The following is a 17964-nucleotide window of genomic DNA, read 5'->3' as shown; positions in this document are numbered from 1 at the left end:
GACAACACACGGGGGCGTATCGACCATGCGGACCTACGAGGATCTGACCGGAATCTGTGCGGCCGACCGGGCCGCGGTGGAGCTGGAGGAGCACCTGGGCGATCCCGGTGACACCTCGCGGCCGTCGGCCTTCGCCCACGCGGTGGAGTCCGACGACCGCGAGGAGATGCCCTGGCAGGTGATGGAGGAGCTGCGCGCCTGGGGCTTTCCCCGTTTCCTCGTGCCGGCGGCGTACGGTGGCCGGCTCTACTCGTTCCAGGAGGTGTTCTCGCTCTGCCGGTCGATCGCCCGCCGGGACCTCCGCCCGGCGGTCTCCTTCGGCACCACGCTGCTCGGCGCCAATCCCGTCTGGTTGTGGGGCGACGACCGGCAGCGGCGGTGGCTGGCCGACCGGCTGCTCGCCGGTGATCTCGGCTCGTTCGCGATGTCGGAGCGCGACCACGGCAGCGACCTCGGCGGGTGCCAGGTCACCGCCGAGCGCGCGGGTGACGATTACCTGCTCGACGGCGAGAAGTGGCCGGTCGGCAACGCGACACGGGGCGCCTTCTGCACCCTCTACGCGAAGACCGGGCCACGACGGTTCTCGCTCCTGCTGGTGGAGAAGCGGCGGCTGCCGCCGGACCGCTTCCGCAACAGCGCCGGGGTGCCGACGGTGGGGCTGCGCGGGCACGACCTGAGCGGCATCTCGTTCGCTGGTTGTCCGGTACCGGCCGACGCGCTGCTCGGCACGGAGGGAGCCGGGATCCAGCAGACGCTCAAGACCCTCCAGATCACCCGTACGCTGATCGCCGCGCTCTCCCTCGGCAGCCTGGACACGGCGCTGCGGCTGGCATACGCCCACGCGCGCGGGCGCCGGCTCTACGGCGCGAGCATCCTCGAACTGCCGGTGATCCGGGACATCCTGGTCCGCGCGTATCTCGACCTGATCATCGGAGAGTGCGTCTCCATCCCGGCCGCGCGGGCCATCACCGAGGCACCGGAGCGGCTCGGCCTCTGGTCGGCGATCGTGAAGTACTTCGTGCCGGTGACGGTGGAACGGGCCATCGCGGAGCTGAACACGGTGCTCAGCGCCCGGGGCTACCTGCGGGACAGCCTGCCGGCCCGCACCTTCCAGAAGCTGCACCGCGACCAGGCGATCGCCAGCATCTTCGAGGGCACCACCCACGTCAACCTCAGCTCGATCGCCGCCGACCTGCTCGTGGCGCCGACGGGCCCGTCCGGTGACGCGGCGCTGCTGCCGGCGCTCTTCGCCCGGCACCGGAGCAGCACCCCGTGGGCGCCGGACGGCCGCCGGCTGCACCTGACCAACGGCGGGTTCGACGAGATCGGTGCGTCGTGGCCGGAGGCGATCGCCGGGCTCTCCTCCTGGGAGCCGGTACGCCGGCTCGACGCGGCCCGCGCCGAGATGTTCGCCCGGCTCGCCACGGTGGACCGGCGGGCCTACGGCAGCCTGTCGGCACACGCCGCCGCGCGGGTGCACTGCGTGCTGCACGCCGCCGCCTGCCTGGTGCAGACCTGGCGGCACAACTCCGGTGGTGCGTTCGCCGACGAGGAGTGGCTGGTCGCCTGCCTGGAGCGGCTCACCCAGCATCTCGACCCGAGCCGGCAGTTGTCGTCCGGCCCGGTCGCCACCGTCGAACGCCGGCTCGCCGCCCAGGTGGACGCCGCCGAGATGTTCTCCCTGACGCCGATCCCGCTGCCCGAGGGCCGGCGGGACCTGCCGGTGTGAGGCGGGGCGGGCCGACAATGCGGCGACTCCATTCCGACCGTCCCCGCCAAACGATTGCGGCGGCTCATCCGAGATAGGAGCTGGCCTATGCTGTCGGCAATGGACCACCAGCAGGAATACATCGACCGGGGCGACGACCGGATCGGGATACAGATTTATCCGGCACCCGAGTCCGCGCAGGCGCCCGCCGTTGTGCTCTGGCCGGCGATGGGCGTACCAGCGCGGTTCTACCGGCCCTTTGCGCTGGCGCTGACCGCCGCCGGTCTGGCCGTGCACGTGGTCGACCTGCGCGGCACCGGTGCCAGCTCGCCCCGGCCGGGCCGCGCCTCCCGGTACGGCTACCACCAGCTCGTCACCGATGTGCCCGCGGTCGGGGAGGCGCTGCGGACCAGGCTGGCGGGCCGGCCCGTCCTGCTGCTCGGCCACTCGCTCGGTGCGCACCTCTGCCTCCTGCACCTGGCGACGACGGGTGGTCCGGGCATCGCCGGGGTGGTCGTGGTCGCCGCGGGGCTGGCCTACTGGCGGAGTTACCCGCCCGTCCGAGGGCTGGTCACGCTGGCTCAGACGCAGGGTGTGGCGGCGGCCGCGGCGCTGCTCGGGGTCTGGCCGGGTTGGGGGTTCGGTGGCCGGCAGGCGCGGGGCGTCATCTCCGGCTGGGCGTACACCGCCCGCAACGGTCGCTATCCGCCGCTGGGCGGGATCGACCCGAACCCCGGGCTGGCCGAGCTGCGGACCCCGGTGCTCGCGGTCAGCGTCGAGGGCGACGACTACGTGCCGGCGTTCGGCCTCGACCATCTCTGCGGCACGCTCGTCTCGGCGCCGGTGGAGCGGGTCCACTACACGGCGGCCGAGGCCGGTGCCCGGTTGAACCATTTCAGGTGGGTCCGCTCCGGTGAGCCGCTGGCCCGCCGGGTCGCGGGATTCGCCGGCCGGCTCTGAGCCGGAGAGGTCGGCGCGCCCCGATCGACCGTTCACGATACGGTGACTGCGCCGGCGCAACAGACGGACACGGGGGTTGTTCGCGATGGCTTCGGGTGACGCTATTACCGTCCTGCTCTGCGACCGCCTGGCGGTGGTGAATGCGGGAATCCGGGCGGTGCTCGACCAGGTCACCGCGATCCGGGTGGTGGGTGAGGCGTCGAACGCGAGCCAGGCGGCGTCGCTGGCGGCCCGGCTCCGTCCCGACGTGACAGTCGTCGACTGTGACCTGCCGCCGTTGGGCTGCGCCGACGTGCTGCGGCGCATCGCGCAGAACGGCAGCGCCCACGCCACCAAGGTGATCGTGACGTACACCCCGGCCACCATCGATCCGATGCCCGCGCTCTCCGCCGGGGCGCGGGCGGTGGTCGGCAAGGACGACATCATGGGCTACCTGGCGCACCTGATCCAGGTGGTCGAGGGGGTGGACGCGGTGCTGATGCCCGCGACGTTCGTCACCCGGATGCGGCTGTTGACCGGCCGGCCGAGCGTGGCCCCGGCCGGGGAGCCGGAGCTGCTGGCGCGCCTGACGCCGCGCGAGCGCGAGGTGCTGATGATGGTGGCCCGCGGCCTCGACACCCGGCGCATCGCCGCCGGACTCGGCGTCTCGGAGGCGACCGTACGGACCCACATGCATCACGTGCTGCACAAGCTCAACGTGCAGGACCGCGCCCAGGCGGTGGTGTACGCCTACCAGGCGGGGCTGGTCGCCGGCCCGGATCGCGCGGGGCTGGTCTCCGGCCCGGATCGCGCAGGGCTGGTCCCCGGCCCGGAGACGGCGGCCGGCCCGCTGCCCGCCTCGTGACCGGTGCGGGAAGCGGGCCGGGGCCGGGCGTCAGCGCGGTGCCGTGACCCGGGCGGTCGGGACCAGGTCGTTCCCGACCTCGGCCCGGTAGCGGTCGAGGGCGCCCTTGTTGATCTTGACGTCGGCCGCCGGGCGGAGCCGCGCCTCCAGGTCCCGCATCACCTCTCCGCGCCATTCGTTCGCCATCAGTTCCCGCACCCGCTGTTCGGTGGCCGCGTTCCACGGCGGGGGCAGGAGTTCGATCTTCGTCATCCGGATCACCCAGAACCGCCCGTCGCCGGTCTCGGCCAGACCCACGTCACCGTTTCTCCGGGTCCAGACCACCACCCGGGCGACCGGCAGTGGCACCTCGTCGGCCGCCGCGTCGACCTCCGCGACGAGCCCGCCCTTCGCCCTGGACGCCGGGTCGGTGGAGTGTTGGGCCACCAGCGCGGCGAAGGCCGTGTCGTCGGCGACCGCCGCCCTGGCGAGCACCTCCCGGGCCCGATCGAGGTCGGTGAGGATGACCGCCGAGACGGTGCCGGAGCGGAACCGCGAGAGCCGATCCAGGTTGTCCTGGTAGAACGCGTGGACCTCCGGCTCGGTGAGCTTCTCCGGGTGGTGCCCGCGCGCGTCCATCTCCTTGTCGAGCAGGGCGAGGTTCAACTGGCCGTCCACGACGCTCCGCGCCCCGTTGCTGTCGGCCGACAGCCCCTGCCGCCGCGCCTCGGCGGCGAGCAGCCGGACGATGACGGCGTCGCGCAACGCCGAGTCGACCGGGTCGGCCGGCGGTTGGACGCCCACCCAGGGTGCCTCCGTGCGGATGTGCGGGCCGACGTCCAGGCCGTAGACGGGCTCGCCGTCGACCGTCGCGACAACCTCCTCGCCCGGATCGACCCGCGCCTCCGGCACCCGGGCGTTGGCGAAGGTGACGGCCGCGCCCGCGACCAGCACCGCCACCGCGACCATCGACAGGACCCAGCGGAGCACCCGGCCCGCCGTGCCCGTCGACGCACCCGCCGCGCTCGTCTCCTCCCGGGCGACGGGGCGCTCCTCGCCCGCCGTGCCGTGCTCGGCAGGCGAGGAGTCACCGTCGTCGTGGCGCTGGGTCAACATTGCCAACCACAGTTTTGCCGGCCCAGGAGGAAGTCGTCGTCGGCTTCCCCGTACTCGTCGCCGCACTCGCCGTCCCACGGGTTGAGGCAACCGCCGTGGTCCCCGCAGCACTGGTCGTGGTCGAGGCAGTCGTAGGTGTAGATGCCGAGCCCGTCCGGGACGCAGCAACCACCACCGCACCGACCCTTGCAGTTCACCGACTTGCCGACGTTCGCCGAGGCGCACCGGAAACAGTGGCTGTTGGCGTCGTGGCATTCCGCATGGCTCCCGCTGCAACTGGTGTAGAGGATGCCGTCCTCGTTGGATTGCTGACAGGCGGCCGCGCTCTGCTCGCCCGTCATCGCGTTGAGGCATTCCTCCTCGCCCGCCGCCGCCAGCGGCTCACCCTTCTCGTCGGTGAGTGGCTTGGGCACGTCGGACTCCGCCGGCTTGCTGAACGAGTCGCCGGTGAGCACGTATCCCGCCGGAGCCTCGGACCAGTAGTTGACGGCCCGGTGCAGCAGCGCCTCGTGCGGGCCGAGCACCGCCTTGCCCGGCCGGAGTTGGCCGGCCAGCGCCTTCTCCATGCCGGCGAGCGCGGTCTTGCCCTCGCCGCCGAGGATCTTGCCGTGGCCCTGCCACGAACCGGTCCGGGCCGCGAAGTCGACGGTCGCTTCGAGCACGACGCCGTTGACCTTCACCGTGACGGTCGCCCGGTCGGCGGCGGTACGCCTGGCGTCGTACTCGACAAGCGATCCGGCCAGTCCGTACTTGCCCTGCACCGCCGTGGTGTCCCGTACCTCGAAGGTCAGGTCTCCGTTGGGGCCGGGGCTCTGCTGTGGCTCCGCGAAGACGGCGGTCGGCAGACTCGCCGCGATGATCAGGCCGAGCCCGATGCCCATCATCGACTGTGGCATGCGGCGGAGCACTTTGGTGATCGACACTTTCACCTCCCAGAGGCCTGGTTGTGATCGTTGGCAGAAACTAGGCCCGGAACACCATTGCTGTCTTCCACGTCTCCGGAAGACTGGACGCAACATTTGTGGAGATGACCGCCGGTCCCCACGTCGTATGCACATCGATGGTTGACTGGTTACGTCTGGACCGTTCTGTCACGATGGAATCCGAGATTAGGGAGATTCGCCATGCGTATTGCCGTGCTTGTCGCACTGACCGTGGCCGTGGTCGTCGCCGTCGTGGTCGGCCTCGCCCTGTGGCGCCGGCCGCCGCGCAACGGCAGCCTGACCCTGGTCCTGGCGGCGCTGACCATCGTGGTGGCGGTCAGCATCGCGACGCTGCCGCTCCTGATCGACGACGGAGGTGCGTCGGGCGCCGCCGTGGCGATCGTCCCGCCCGTGGTCGTCACCGGTCTCGCCGCCCTGGTGGCCTGGCGGTGGCAGACCGCCGGCCTGGTCGTCACGTGGCTGGCCACCATCCTGATGGGCGCCTACGTGCTGGTCTTCTCGCTCGGCCTGGGGCTGTTCTACGCGCCTGCCGCGCTGCTGCTGCTCGCCGCGGCGCTCACCGGGAGCGCCCGGGCCGCCGGCCTCACCCGCAACGCCGGGCAACCGGTGTAGCGGCCTGGCGTAGGACAGCACGGCCGCCCCGCCCTCGCCGCGGCAACCGCCCGCAGACAGCCCGCCACCTGCGATTTCATCCTCGCCGAAGAATTGCCGAAACCTCGCCCGCCACCGTGGTGCTCAGTTCCGGGCCGACCGACGCCCGGCACGAGAGAGGAACACGGCAATGACAAGCAGGAACCGCTGGTTCGCCCTGGCCGGAGCCGCCGTGGTGGCGGTCGCCCAGGTCGGAGTCCAGCTCGCCGGGGCGGGCCCGGCGGCCGCGGTGACCGGGATCGAGAAGGTGACCTCGCCGGTGTCGTCGATCGACTCGCAGCAGAGCCACACCGCCCGGGCCGAGTGCCCCGCCGGCAAGTGGGTGATCGGCGGTGGCGGATGGGCCTTCGCCGTGGCCGCCGCGGACAGCGCCAAGGTGGCGCTGGTGCAGCTCGTCCCCGAGCACCGCACCGACGGCACCCCGGACAGCTTCGTGGCCACCGGCACCGAGACCACGGCCGCGATGACCGGAGACTGGTGGGTGCAGGCGTACGCCATCTGCGCCAGCCCGTCCGGGCTCTCCGGCTACCAGGTGGCGCGTAGCCAGAACTCGGCGACCTCGTCCCCGCCCGAGCTGGAGGCGGTCGCCGTCTGCGGCAGCAGGCGGGCCCTCGGCGGCGGTGCCCGGATCGTCAACCCGGGGCGCGACGTGGCGCTGCACATGTCCCGGGCCTCGGGCAGCGGTGACATCTTCCGGGCGAGCGCGCACGAGGACGCCAACGGCTACGCCGGCAACTGGACCGTGGACGCGTACGCGATCTGCGTGAACCGTCCCGCCGGCTACCAGGTGGTCACCACCCCGTCGGCGGAGAGCGGCTCCGAGTCCGAGAAGATCGCGTTCGCGGAGTGCCCCTCCGGCACCCGGGTGCACGGTGCGGGCGCGGCGATCTCCAACACCGCGCCCGGCGGCGTCTCGCTCCAGGTGGTGTACCCGTCCAACGCGCTCGACTACGTCCAGGCCTTCGCGGTGGAGAACACCCCGGTCAGCCAGGACTGGGACTTCATCGTCAGCCAGGCGATCTGCGCCTCCTGACACCCGGACGGCCGGTCGGCAGCCACGGCGCCGACCGGCCGTCGTCAGCTTCGCTCCGGCCGGCCGGGTGCGGCCGCCGGGGTGAGCAGGCTCGCGGCGGGCGGGTCCGCCTCCCGCACCGCGCGCAGGTGCCGGCGGACCCGCTCGGCGTCCGGATGCCCCATCTCGTCGTGCAGCACGAGGGCGCGTTGCCACGCCTCGACGGCGGCGCCGAGCTCACCGCCGCCGGCCAGGGCCTCGCCGAGGCAGGTCAGCGTCTCCGCCGCGCCGGCCCGGTCACCGACCTCGTCGAAGAGGTCGAGCGCCCGCCGGCAGCCGGCGACCGCCGCCCGGTACGCCCCGGCGGCACACTCGAGATAGCCGAGGGTCTGCCAGTTCGTCGCCGCGCCGTGCCGGTTGCCGATCTCCTCGTTGAGCCGCAGCGCCTGCCGGCACAGCTCCCGGCCCCGGTCGTAGTCACCGAGCCGGGTCAGCATGCAGGCGATGTTGTTCAGCGCACGGGCCTGACCGGTCAGGTGTCCGACCTCGCGATAGAGGTCCAGCGAGCGTTCGTCGTGGTGCAGCGCCTCCAGGTCGCGACCCTGCTGCTCCAGCAGCCGGGCCAGGTTGACCCGCACCTGCGCCTGGTTGGCGCGGTCGCCGACGGCGACGAACAACCGCGACGCCTCGGTGAGGTGGGTGTGGGCCTGGTCGAGCAGGCCGAGCTGCGTCTGGGCCCGGCCGAGATTCCGGTGTACGTGCGCCTGTGCCCCCTCGTCGTCGAGCCGGCACGCCGCCTCCAGCGCGACACCCTGCACCGCGACCTGGTCGTGCCAGGACCCGCTCAGGTTGAAGTAGCTGGTGAGGCTCCACGCCAGCTCGAAGGTGTGCCGGTCGACCCCGGTCCGCCCGGCCCGGTCGACCAGCGCGTGCAGGGTCCGGTGCTCGGCGCGGAACCACCTGCCCGCCCCGGCCCGGTCGGCGAGCGGCTCCGGCTCGGCCCCGGCGACCGGCTCGGCCAGCACGATCGGGTCCCGGTGCGGATAGAGCAGCCGGTCGGCCGCGTACGCGGTGTGCAGGTAGTGGTCGAGCAGCCGCTGTGCGGCCGTACACCGCTCGGTGGCGGTCTCCTCCTCCTCGGCCCGCTCCGTGGCGTACGCCCGCAGCAGGTCGTGCAGGACGTACCGCCCCGGCGACCGCTCGTCGAGCAGGTGCGCCCGGACGAGCTCGGTCAACAGCCGCCGGGCCGCCGCACCGGGCAGTCCGGCCAGCGCGGCCACGGCCGGTGCGCTCAGTTCGGGGCCCGGGTGCAGCCCGACGAGCCGGAAGAGTCGCGCGGCGGCGGGGCCGAGTGCCCGGTACGACCAGGAGAAGACCGCCCGGACGTCGGCGGCCGGCTCGCCACCGTCGAACGGGTCGAGGCTGCCGCCGGCGACCCGCAGCTCGGCGACCACGTCGGCGAGGCGGAAGTGCCGGTGCGCGGCGGCACGGGCCGCCACCACGGCCAGCGCCAGGGGCAGCCGCGCGCAGCGGGCCGCGATCTCGTCGACGGCGGCGGGCTCGCCGGCCGTCCGGTCGGTGCCGAGCCGCCGGGCCAGGAAGTGCCGGGCCTCGGAGGTGGTGAACAGGTCCAGGGTGACCGGCCGGGCACCGTCGATCGCCACCAGGCCGGCAAGCTGGTTCCGGCTGGTCACCACGGTGGCGCAGCCGGACGCGCCGGGCAGCAGCGGGCGGACCTGCGCGGCGTCCCGGGCGTTGTCGAGGACGACCAGCATCCGCCGGCCGGCGACCAGGCTGCGGTAGAGAGCCGTCTGCGCGGCGAGCCCGACCGGTATCCGCCGGGCGGCGACCCCGAACGCGTCGAGGAATCCGCGTACGGCCTCCGCCGGGTCGACCACCGCACCGTCGGGATCGAAGCCGCGCAGGTTGACGTAGAGCTGCCCGTCGGGGAACCGGTCGGTGCTGCGGTGCGCCCAGTGCAGCGCGAGCGCGCTCTTGCCGACTCCGGCGGATCCGGAGAGCACCGCGGTGTTGACGGGTTGCGGATGCGCGGCGACCAGCGCGTCCAGCTCGGCCAGTTCGGGGCGCCGACCGGTGAACGCGACCGGCGGCGGAGGCAGTTGACGCGGCACCGACGGTGGCGGCGCGGGCGCGGCGGTCTCCCGCGACGGCGCGGGCCCGGCGGTCCCCATCGGTGGCCGGGGCGGTGCCGGCGGACTCTCCAACGCCGGATCGGTGGTCAGGATCTGCTGGTGCAGCCGTTGCAGCCCCGGCGCCGGGTCCATGCCCAACTCGTCGGCGAGCCGGGAGCGTATCTCCTGGTAGTGCCGGAGGGCGTCGGCCTGCCGGCCGCAGCGGTACAGCGCCGTCATCAGCTGCCCGGCGACCCGCTCGTCGAACGGGTACGCGGCGGCGCGCCCGCCCAGCTCGCCGAGGAGCTCGGCGTGCCGTCCGGCGGCCAGGGCGAGATCGGCCAGGTCGAGTTCGGCGGCCAGCCGCTCGGCGGCGAGCGCGGTGCGGACCCCGGTCAGCCAGGGCGTGTCGAGAGTGCCGAAGGGTTCGCCCGAGCAGAGCGAGAGCGCCTCCCTCAGCAGGGCCGCCGGGCTCTCGCCGCCGGTGTGCGCCCCCGCCGACCGGGCAGCGGCGCGGGCCCGGGCGAGCAGTCGGTGGAACCGGTGCAGGTCGACCGCGTCCGGGTCGACCGTCAGCAGGTATCCGGCGGAACGGCGGACGATACCCACCTCGCCGGTCGTGCCGAGCAGTGCGCGCAGCCGCGAGACGTACCCGGAGAGGGCGTTGCGGGCGTGCCGCGGCCGCTCCTCGCCCCAGACCCGGTCCAGCAGGCGGTCGGCCGGGACGACCCGGTTGGCGTCGACCAGCAGCGCCGCCAGCACAGAGCGCTGCCGCGCGTGGCCGAGCTCGACCGGCCGGCCGTCGACCCGGGCCCGTACGTCGCCGAAGAGCAGCAGCTCCACCGCCATCGCCGGCCGCACCTCCTGACCCGGGTCACCGATCGTGACACCGTGCAAGCAGGATGCCCCAGCCCGGCGCTCCCGAGCAGCCAATTTCACGACTGCCGCACGCCTGACCTGCCGCAACCAGGGCGGCCGGGAGCAGACGGGCGGGTACGGGACGGTCCGCCCTCGGGATCAGCGCAACTGGGCGAGGGGCAGTGGTCCACGGGTCTTGACGGTGCGGATCGCGAAGGTGCTGCGGGCGTCGACGATCGCCGGGATGGTCAAAATCTGGTCGATCAGCAGCCGCTCGTACGCGGCGAGGTTGGCCACCGCCGCCTCGACCAGGAAGTCGGCGGAGCCGGAGATGACGTGACAGGCGACGATCTCGGGGATGGCGGTCAGCACCGACTCGATCCGGGCGGCGGTCTCCCGGGAGTGCTCGCCGACCTTCAGCTCGATGAAGACCGTCAGGTCCAGCCCGAGCCGGGCGCGGTCCAACTCGGCCCGGTAACCGGCGATCAGGCCGTCCTGTTCGAGGGCGCGGACCCGGCGCAGGCAGGCCGACGGCGACAGCGCGACCGCCTCGGCCAGGTCGACGTTGGCGATCCGCCCGTCGGCCTGGAGGCGGGCCAGGATCGCCCGGTCGGTGGAGTCGTACGTCGCCATCGGCATATGCTGCCGCAGAACCGCTGGTCAGCGCAATGGAATTGCATGGGATGCCAAACAGGCGCTCATATTTGCCATCGCGTGCGGCGCTGACGCTGCGAAGATTCATCGCATGGCCAGACCGCGTCACGCCGCCGTACCGGACATCGGCGTCCTCCGGGGCGCCGCGCTCTACATCGGAGCCCTGCTCGGGCCGGGGCTGTTGCTCCTGCCCGGCCTGGCCGTGACCCAGGCCGGGCCGGCGTCGATCGTGGCCTGGGCCGCCCTGCTGGTCGCGTCCGGCCTCTTCGCGGTCGTCTTCGCCGCCCTCGGCGTGCGCCACCCGTCGGCCGGCGGGGTCCGGGGCTACGCCGAGGCGGGGCTCGGGCCGCGGGCCGGGCGCGCGGTCGCCTGGTGCTTCCTGGCCGGGGTGATCACCGGTGCCCCGATCGTCGCCGTCACCTGCGGAAACTACGTCGCCGAGCTGCTCGGCGGAGGCGTCGGGCTCGCCTGCGGCACCGCCGCCGTGCTGCTGCTCGGCACCATCGCGGTGACCGTCCGCGGGGTCCGCACCTCCGCCTCGGTGCAGTTCGGGCTGGTCGCGCTGCTCGTCGGGATCGTGGTCACCGCCGTCGCCGGAGCCGCGCCGGCCAGCCGCGCCGGCAACTGGACGCCGTTCGCGCCGCACGGCTGGACCGCGATCGGCCCGGCGGCCTCGACCCTGATGCTGGCCTTCGTCGGCTGGGAGGCGATCGCGCCGCTGACGAACCGGTTCGCCCGACCCCGCCGGCAGCTTCCGGTCGTCATCGGCATCGCGTTCGGCACCACCACCGTGATCTACCTGGCGCTGGGCGCGGTGACCGTCGCCGCGCTCGGTCCGGCGGCCAGCACCTCGGTGCCGCTGACCGCCCTGCTCAGCCTCGCGGTCGGCCAGGTCGGGCCGGGGGTCGCGGCGGTCGGCGCGGTGGTGCTGACCGTCGGCGCCGTGATCGCGTACCTCTCCGGCGCCGGCGCCCTGGCCCGCTCGCTGGCGCCGGCTCCCGCCGCCCGGGACACCCTGCCGCCGTGGCTGCTCGTCGCCCTGCTCGGCTCGGGCGCCGTGCTGATCGGACTGCTCGGCACCGGGGTGCTCAGCCTGGCCGCCCTGGTCAGCGTGCCGACCACCTTCTTCCTGGTGGTCTACCTCGGCTGCACCGTCGCGGCCTGCCGGCTGCTACCCGGGCCGCTGCTGCGGGGCGTCGCCGCCGTCGCCGTCGTCGCGGTCGTCGCCGTGCTGGCCTTCAGCGGGTACGCCCTGATCCCCGCCGCCTGCGTCACCGGCCTTGCCCTGCTGGCCCGGCCCCGCCGGCTCCGCAGCGCCCCGCCCCTGGTGCCGGCGTAGGGTGCTTGGCGACAGCGGACGGGCGGTCGAGCGGCGCGGAGGAGTGATGGCGGGTGAAACTCACGGGTCCGCCACGGAAACGCCTGCACCGTCTCCTGGCGCGGGCACCCATCTGGATCTACCGGCTGGGCCTCGGCGGCCTGCTCGGGCGGCGCCTCGTCCTGCTCACCCACACCGGCCGCAGCACCGGGCGGGAGCGACAGGTGGTCCTGGAGGTCATCGGCCGGTACGACGACCAGGGCTACCTGGTCGCCTCGGGCTACGGCTCGCGGGCGCAGTGGTACCGCAACGTCGTGGCCGAGCCACGGGTCTCCTTCCAGGTCGGCTGGCGCCGGCACAGCGGCACCGCCCGCCCGCTCCCGCCGGACGAGTCCGGCCGGCGGCTGCGCGACTACGCCCGCCGCCACCCCCGCGCCGCCGCCTGGCTGATGCGCACGATCGGCCAGCAGGTCGACGGCACCGGCCATGACTCCGACGACTCCGGCGGCGGTGGCGCCCGGGGCTCCGGCGGCGGTGGTGCCGGGGGTTCCGGCGGTGTCGCGGACGCCGACGCGGCGTACGAGCGGATCGGCGCGGATCCGGACGGCGGCATACCGATCGTCGCGCTGGTCCCGCGGTAGTGCCGTTCGGCGTCGGCGTGGCGCTCTCCGACATGGACGACTACGGCAGGAGCGCCCCGGTCGTCGCCGGCAGGGTGACGGCGGCGGCGATGCCGAGCGCCAGCGAGGCGGCCCCGGCCCCGTACGCGGCCAGCCTCGACCACCGCCCGGCCGGCGTCAGCGCCTCCCCGACGCCCTGCTCCGGCGCCGGCCGGAAGACCGGCACCAGCCAGCGCAGGTAGTAGAAGAGCGACGCCACCGTGTTCAGCACGGCGAGCGCGGCGAGCCAGGTGTAGCGGCCGTCGACGGCCGCCGTGAAGATCTCCAGCTTGCCCAGGAAGACGGCGGTGGGCGGGGTGCCGACCAGCCCCAGCAGGCAGACCAGCAGGACTCCGGCGAGCGCGGGGTTGCCGGCGGCCAGGCCACGGTAGTCCCCGAGCGTGCGCGCCCGGGGCAGGTGGGTCACCACCGCGAAGGCGCCGAGGTTGGTGACCGCGTAGCCGGCGAGGTAGAAGAGCAGGGCCTGCTGGGCGCGGTCGCTGCGCTCGGCCACCGCGACCGCGACGAGCAGGTAGCCGACCTGGCTGATCGTGGAGTAGCCGAGCAGCCGCCGCACCGAGTCCTGGAAGAACGCGGCGAGGTTGCCCAGCGTCATGGAGGCCGCCGCGACGACGGCGAGCAGCAGGGCCCAGTCGACGCCGCTGGTCGGCAGCGCATGGTGCACCAGCCGGTACGCGGCGACCAGCGCGCCGACCTTGGGCAGCGTGGTCAGGTAGGCGGCGACCGGCGCGGGCGTGCCGTCGGTGACGTCGGGCACCCAGAAGTGTGCCGGCACCGCGCCGGCCTTGAAGAGCAGGCCGACCAGGACGCCCACGGTGCCGAGCGCGGTGAGCCAGTGCGGTGCGGCCGGCAGCGCGGCGCGCAACTCGGCGTAGCCGGTGGCGCCGGCCGCCGCGTAGAGCAGGGTCGTGCCGGCCAGCATGACGACCCCGCAGAGGGCCCCGAGCAGGTAGTACTTGAGCGCCGCCTCCAGGGGCAGCCGGTCGCGGGCCCAGCCGGTCAGCCCATACGCCGGGATGCTGGTGAGCAGGAAGCCGGCGAAGAGCATCAGCAGGTCGGCGGCGCCGACCATGGCCAGGCTCCCGGTGGCGGAGAGCGCCAGCAGCACGACGTACTCGCTCTCCCGCTGCTGCCCGGCGACGGTCTCGACGGAGAGGCAGAGCACCAGCAGCAGCGCGGCCAGCACGACGAGCCGGCCGACCCCGGTCGCCGCGTCCACCGCGAAGACCCGCGAGAAGACCAGCTCGGTGCGGCCCGACGCCAGCGGGGCCGCGGCGGCGCCGAGCCCGACCAGGCAGGCGACGGCGACCAGGGCCGCGACCGGCCACTGCCGGCGGCGGGGCAGCCACGACCCGGCCAGCAGGCCGAGCACGGCGGCGGCGGCCAGCGCGGTCTCGGGAAGGAGCGCGGCGACGTTCTCGTTCACCTCGACACCAGGCCGACCAGGGTACGGCTGGCAGGCTCGACGACGTCGAGCAGGAACCGGGGCGCGACACCGATGACGATCGCCAGCACCAGCAGCGGCGCCACGGAGATCAGTTCGTGTGGCCGCAGGTCCCGGAACCCGCTCCCCGGAGCGCTTCCGGCGGCGTCCCCGCCGCCGCCCGGTCCCGCCCCGGGCAGCCGCAGCGGGCCGAGGAAGATCTGTTGCAGGGCGCGCAGCAGCAGGGCGGCGGTGATCAGGATGCCGAGGATCGCCAGGGCGGTGGCGACCGGCCGCACGGAGAGGCTGCCGGTGAAGATCTGGAACTCGGCGATGAACCCGCTCAGCCCCGGCAGGCCGAGGCTGCCGAAGACGGCCACCGCGGTCACCCCGGCGAAGACCGGCGCCGGACCGGCCAGCCCTGAGTACGCGGCGATGGTGTAGTCGCGCCGCCGGTCGTAGAAGACGCCGGTGAGCAGGAAGAGCGCGCCGGTGAGCAGGCCGTGGCTGACCATCTGGGTGACGGCCCCGGTGACCGCCAGCTCACGGGCGGCCAGGTCGTCGCCGGCCACGGTCCCGGCCGCGCCGAGCGCCAGCAGGACGTACCCCATGTGGTTGACGGAGGTGTAGGCGATCATGCGTTTGACGTTGGTCTGTGCCAGGGCGACGAGTGCCCCGTACAGCACCGAGACGACACCGACCACGACGAAGACCAGCGCGTAGCGGCGCCACGCCTCGGGCAGCAGCGGCATGGCGATCCGGACGAAACCGTAGGTCCCCATCTTCAGCAGCACGCCGGCCAGGATCGCCGAGCCGGTCGCCGGGGCGTCGGTGTGCGCCGGCGGCAGCCAGGTGTGCAGCGGCACGGTCGGGGTCTTGATGGCCAGCCCGAGCCCGATCGCCAGCAGCACCAGCCCGGCGTGGCCGCCCCGGCCGGCGAGCGGGTCGGCGGCGGCGAGCGCGACCATGTCGAAGGTGTGCGGGCGGGCGGCCAGGTAGAGGCCGATGAAGCCGAGCAGCAGCGCGAGCGAGCCGGTGAAGGTGTAGAGGAAGAACTTCAGCGCCGCCGCCCGGGCCCCCGGCCCGTGACCCCAGCCGGCGATGAGGAAGTACATCCCGACGATGGAGAGGTCGAAGAAGAGGAAGAAGAGGATCAGGTCCTGGGCGACGAAGAGGCCCAGGCAGACGGATTGCAGGAAGAGGAAGATCCCGACGTGTGCCCGTACCCGCCGGGTCTCGTGCAGCGAGCGGATCGCGACGGCGAGGAAGAGCACGGCGGTCATGGCCAGCAGCGGCAGCGACAACCCGTCCACGGCGACGTGGTAGCTCACCCCCGCCTGCGGTATCCAGGACGCCCGCTCGGTGAGCTGCCGGCCCCCGTCCGGGTCGAAGCGCAGCCAGGTCGCCACGACGAGCGCCAGGTCGGCGGCGGCGGTGACGATCCAGGTCCAGACGAGGAGCCGCGCGGGCAGCCTCGCCGGCAGCAGCGCCAGGAGGACCGCGACGGCCAGCGGCAGGAACACGACTGCGGTGAGCACGGGTCACCCCACGAAGAGCAGGAACAGGATCAGGACGGCGAGCGCCACGGTGAACTCGGCGTAGTGCTGGTGCGCCAGACCGGTCTGCGGGCGGCGGGCGAGCGCACCGAGCCGGCGGCCGCCCGCACCGAGACCGCGTACGAGCCGGTCCAGCAGTCCGTCGTCGGTGCGGCCGGCGGTCCGGGCCACCCACAGCCCGGCCCGCGCCACGCCCCGGACCGCCCCGTCGAGCCGGGCCTCGGCGTGCCGGGCGGCGGTCCGGGCCAGCCACGGCCCGGTGCGGGCCAGGCCGGAGACCGCGGGATCGAGCACCCGGTCGTCGAAGCGGGCCAGGGCACGGCCGAGCAGCAGCGCCCGGTCCGCCAGCCACCGGTACGCGACCGCCTCCAGCCCGAGCCACCGGTGCGGCCAGCGGGCCGCCCCGGGTGACCGGAGCCGGGCGGCGGGCATGCACCACCAGGCCAGGGCGGCACCGACCAGGGCCACGGTGATCGAGGCGGCGACCTGCCAGCCGGGGGCGGAGGGTGCGGCGGCGATGCCGAGCGTCTCCCGCAGCGCCCGCCAGGGACCGGGCAGCGCAAGCGCGCCGAGCCCCACCGCCGCGACGCCGAGCACGCCCAGCGGCACGAGCATGCCGCTGTCCGCCCCGCCCCCGGCCGGGACGCCCCTATCCGCCCCGGCCCCGGCCGGGACGCCCCTGTCCGCCCCGGCCCCGGCCGGGACGCCCCTGTCCGCCCCGCCCCCGTCCGGGACGCCCCCGGCCGGGTCGGGACGGAACAGATACCAGGCCAGTTTGACGCCGTAGCCGGTGGCGACGAGGCCGGCGGCGAGCCCGACGGCGTACAGCGCCGGTTGTTCGGCGAAGGCGGCGGCCAGTATCCGGTCCTTGGTCGCCCAGAGGGCCAGCGGGGGCAGCCCGGCCAGGGTCGCCGCGCCGGCCGCGAACGCCGCACCGACCAGCGGCAGCCGGCGGGCCGCGCCGCGCAGCTCGGCGAGGCGCCCGGTGCCGAGGACCGCGAGCCACACCCCGGCGGTGAGGAAGAGCAGGCTCTTGGTGGCCGCGTGCGCCACCCAGTGCGCGACGCCGCCGACGAGGCCACCGGTGCCGGCGGCGAGCACCATGAACCCGACCTGCGCGCTGGTGGAGGCGGCAAGGAGCTGCTTGACGTCGGTCTGTGCGACCGCCACCAGGCCCATCAGCAGCGCCGTCACCGCGCCGATCCAGGCCGCCGTCGGCGCGCCCCAGCCGGATGCGGCGAGCAACGGGTGCAGCCGCAGCAACAGGTAGGCGCCGGCCGCGACCATGGTGGCCGAGTGCAGCAGCGCGGAGACCGGGCCCGGCCCCGCCATCGCCCGGGAGAGCCAGAACGAGAAGGGCAGTTGCGCCGACTTGCCGAGCGCGGCCAGCAGCACCCCGGCGGTCAGCACCGACAGCCAGCCGCCGGTGGCCGCCGGCAGCGCGTCCAGCCGCAGCGACAGCACCCCGCCGGCCATGGCCGCGCCGGCCGCGAGGTAGAGGCCGAGGTCGGCGGCCCGGGTGGTGAGGAACGCCGTACGGGCCGCGCGGACCCTCGGCCGCTCGCGCCACCAGAACCCGATCAGCGCCCAGCTCGCCGCCCCCATCACCTCCCAGGCCATCAGCAGCAGCGGCAGGGTCGTGGCGGTGACCGTGGTCAGCATCGCCCCGGCGAAGAGCAGCATCAGCCCGAAGAACCTGCCGCGGCCCGCCTCCGGCCGGGGGTCGGCGGGGTGGCCGTCACCGCGCGGTCGGCGTTGCTGCCGTGCGCCCGACCGCCGCCCGCCCGTGCGGTCGTGGGTCTCCGCCGGCTCGGCCCGGTGGCCGCCGCTCAGTTCCGGGTCGGCGGCGGCGAAGAGCAGCACCGCGACCGTCACCGCCGCGACCGCCAGCACCATGACCGCGGAGAGGCCGTCGACCCGTACGGCGGCCTCGATGCCGGCGAACAGCGGTGCGGACGCGGCCGGTCGCCGCACGGCCGCGGCGCCGACCAGCCCGAGGGTGACGATCGAGACCGTCACGGCGGCCGGGGCGGCGATCCGGTCGGCGCGCCGGCCGGCCACCGCCAGGGTGGCCCCGGCGGCCAGCGGCACGGCGATCAGGCTCCACGCCAGCCAGCTCATCTGGGTAC

The 17964-nt window shown here is 74.3% G+C and carries 14 protein-coding genes; 7 read left to right on the top strand and 7 right to left on the bottom strand.

All coding sequences use genetic code 11. The features are described 5' to 3' along the window. Window positions 1-25 precede the first annotated feature (25 nt). The 3 genes from ACN27G_RS22665 to ACN27G_RS22655 all read left to right on the top strand — a co-directional run bounded on the left by ACN27G_RS22665 (window position 26) and on the right by ACN27G_RS22655 (window position 3512). Entirely contained in the window at window positions 26-1729 is a 1704-nt protein-coding gene (locus ACN27G_RS22665; protein ID WP_421494777.1) for an acyl-CoA dehydrogenase family protein, read from the top strand. Between the two features lie 99 nt (window positions 1730-1828). Further along, the gene (locus tag ACN27G_RS22660; RefSeq protein WP_421494776.1) at window positions 1829-2668 is read left to right on the top strand and encodes an alpha/beta fold hydrolase; all 840 of its coding nucleotides are present in this window, start codon (window positions 1829-1831) and stop codon (window positions 2666-2668) included. An 85-nt stretch (window positions 2669-2753) separates the two neighbouring features. After that, complete coding sequence (locus tag ACN27G_RS22655) at window positions 2754-3512, top strand: LuxR C-terminal-related transcriptional regulator (RefSeq protein WP_421494775.1); 759 nt, start codon at window positions 2754-2756, stop codon at window positions 3510-3512. Window positions 3513-3542: 30 nt separating this feature from the next. Here ACN27G_RS22655 and ACN27G_RS22650 read toward each other — a convergent pair whose 3' ends face one another. Beyond that, a complete protein-coding gene (locus ACN27G_RS22650; RefSeq protein WP_421494774.1) occupies window positions 3543-4607 on the bottom strand; it encodes a peptidylprolyl isomerase in 1065 nt (354 codons plus the stop codon). Next, a complete protein-coding gene (locus tag ACN27G_RS22645) occupies window positions 4601-5530 on the bottom strand; it encodes a hypothetical protein (RefSeq protein WP_421494773.1) in 930 nt (309 codons plus the stop codon). Before ACN27G_RS22645 ends, ACN27G_RS22650 begins: the two co-directional genes overlap by 7 nt. Window positions 5531-5731: 201 nt before the next feature. Between ACN27G_RS22645 and ACN27G_RS22640 the strand changes: the two genes are divergently transcribed. Together ACN27G_RS22640 and ACN27G_RS22635 are read left to right on the top strand one after the other, a co-directional pair. After that, the gene (locus ACN27G_RS22640) at window positions 5732-6163 is read left to right on the top strand and encodes a hypothetical protein (RefSeq protein WP_421494772.1); all 432 of its coding nucleotides are present in this window, start codon (window positions 5732-5734) and stop codon (window positions 6161-6163) included. Window positions 6164-6332: 169 nt separating this feature from the next. Beyond that, entirely contained in the window at window positions 6333-7235 is a 903-nt protein-coding gene (locus tag ACN27G_RS22635) for a hypothetical protein (protein ID WP_421494771.1), read from the top strand. 44 nt (window positions 7236-7279) lie between these two features. Here the strand turns inward: ACN27G_RS22635 and ACN27G_RS22630 are convergent, their stop codons facing one another. Both ACN27G_RS22630 and ACN27G_RS22625 read right to left on the bottom strand, forming a co-directional pair. Next, entirely contained in the window at window positions 7280-10195 is a 2916-nt protein-coding gene (locus ACN27G_RS22630; RefSeq protein WP_421494770.1) for an AfsR/SARP family transcriptional regulator, read from the bottom strand. Window positions 10196-10363: 168 nt separating this feature from the next. Next, window positions 10364-10837: an Lrp/AsnC family transcriptional regulator gene (locus tag ACN27G_RS22625; protein ID WP_421494769.1), complete on the bottom strand. Its 474-nt coding sequence runs from the start codon at window positions 10835-10837 to the stop codon at window positions 10364-10366. A 112-nt stretch (window positions 10838-10949) separates the two neighbouring features. Between ACN27G_RS22625 and ACN27G_RS22620 the strand changes: the two genes are divergently transcribed. Continuing rightward, window positions 10950-12197 carry an APC family permease gene (locus ACN27G_RS22620; RefSeq protein WP_421494768.1) on the top strand — a complete coding sequence of 416 codons (1248 nt, stop codon included), beginning with the start codon at window positions 10950-10952 and terminating at the stop codon, window positions 12195-12197. A 53-nt stretch (window positions 12198-12250) separates the two neighbouring features. Beyond that, complete coding sequence (locus ACN27G_RS22615) at window positions 12251-12817, top strand: nitroreductase family deazaflavin-dependent oxidoreductase (RefSeq protein WP_421494767.1); 567 nt, start codon at window positions 12251-12253, stop codon at window positions 12815-12817. 40 nt (window positions 12818-12857) lie between these two features. On the opposite strand, the gene ACN27G_RS22610 is transcribed toward ACN27G_RS22615, so the two are convergent. Genes ACN27G_RS22610 through ACN27G_RS22600 form a run of 3 tightly spaced genes read right to left on the bottom strand, consistent with a single transcriptional unit; the run spans window position 12858 to window position 17956 of the window. Further along, window positions 12858-14282, bottom strand: coding sequence for an NADH-quinone oxidoreductase subunit N (locus ACN27G_RS22610; protein WP_421494766.1), 1425 nt, complete (start codon window positions 14280-14282; stop codon window positions 12858-12860). Further along, window positions 14279-15817 (bottom strand): complex I subunit 4 family protein, encoded by a 1539-nt coding sequence (locus tag ACN27G_RS22605; RefSeq protein WP_421494765.1) that lies wholly within the window; start codon window positions 15815-15817, stop codon window positions 14279-14281. The genes ACN27G_RS22610 and ACN27G_RS22605 overlap by 4 nt, the downstream gene beginning before the upstream one ends. Window positions 15818-15820: 3 nt before the next feature. Beyond that, entirely contained in the window at window positions 15821-17956 is a 2136-nt protein-coding gene (locus tag ACN27G_RS22600; protein WP_421494764.1) for an NADH-quinone oxidoreductase subunit L, read from the bottom strand. Window positions 17957-17964 lie beyond the last annotated feature (8 nt).

Source organism: Plantactinospora sp. WMMB334, assembly GCF_049179095.1.
Classification (GTDB): Bacteria; Actinomycetota; Actinomycetes; order Mycobacteriales; family Micromonosporaceae; genus Plantactinospora.
This window is presented reverse-complemented; position numbering and strand designations above follow the sequence as displayed.

Coding starts and splice junctions, on each gene's coding strand:
- ACN27G_RS22660 (WP_421494776.1), top strand. CDS start 1,829: ATGGACCACCAGCAGGAATACATCGACCGGGGCGACGACCGGATCGGG.
- ACN27G_RS22635 (WP_421494771.1), top strand. CDS start 6,333: ATGACAAGCAGGAACCGCTGGTTCGCCCTGGCCGGAGCCGCCGTGGTG.
- ACN27G_RS22655 (WP_421494775.1), top strand. CDS start 2,754: ATGGCTTCGGGTGACGCTATTACCGTCCTGCTCTGCGACCGCCTGGCG.
- ACN27G_RS22665 (WP_421494777.1), top strand. CDS start 26: ATGCGGACCTACGAGGATCTGACCGGAATCTGTGCGGCCGACCGGGCC.
- ACN27G_RS22620 (WP_421494768.1), top strand. CDS start 10,950: ATGGCCAGACCGCGTCACGCCGCCGTACCGGACATCGGCGTCCTCCGG.
- ACN27G_RS22650 (WP_421494774.1), bottom strand. CDS start 4,607: ATGTTGACCCAGCGCCACGACGACGGTGACTCCTCGCCTGCCGAGCAC.
- ACN27G_RS22640 (WP_421494772.1), top strand. CDS start 5,732: ATGCGTATTGCCGTGCTTGTCGCACTGACCGTGGCCGTGGTCGTCGCC.
- ACN27G_RS22600 (WP_421494764.1), bottom strand. CDS start 17,956: ATGAGCTGGCTGGCGTGGAGCCTGATCGCCGTGCCGCTGGCCGCCGGG.
- ACN27G_RS22630 (WP_421494770.1), bottom strand. CDS start 10,195: ATGGCGGTGGAGCTGCTGCTCTTCGGCGACGTACGGGCCCGGGTCGAC.
- ACN27G_RS22625 (WP_421494769.1), bottom strand. CDS start 10,837: ATGGCGACGTACGACTCCACCGACCGGGCGATCCTGGCCCGCCTCCAG.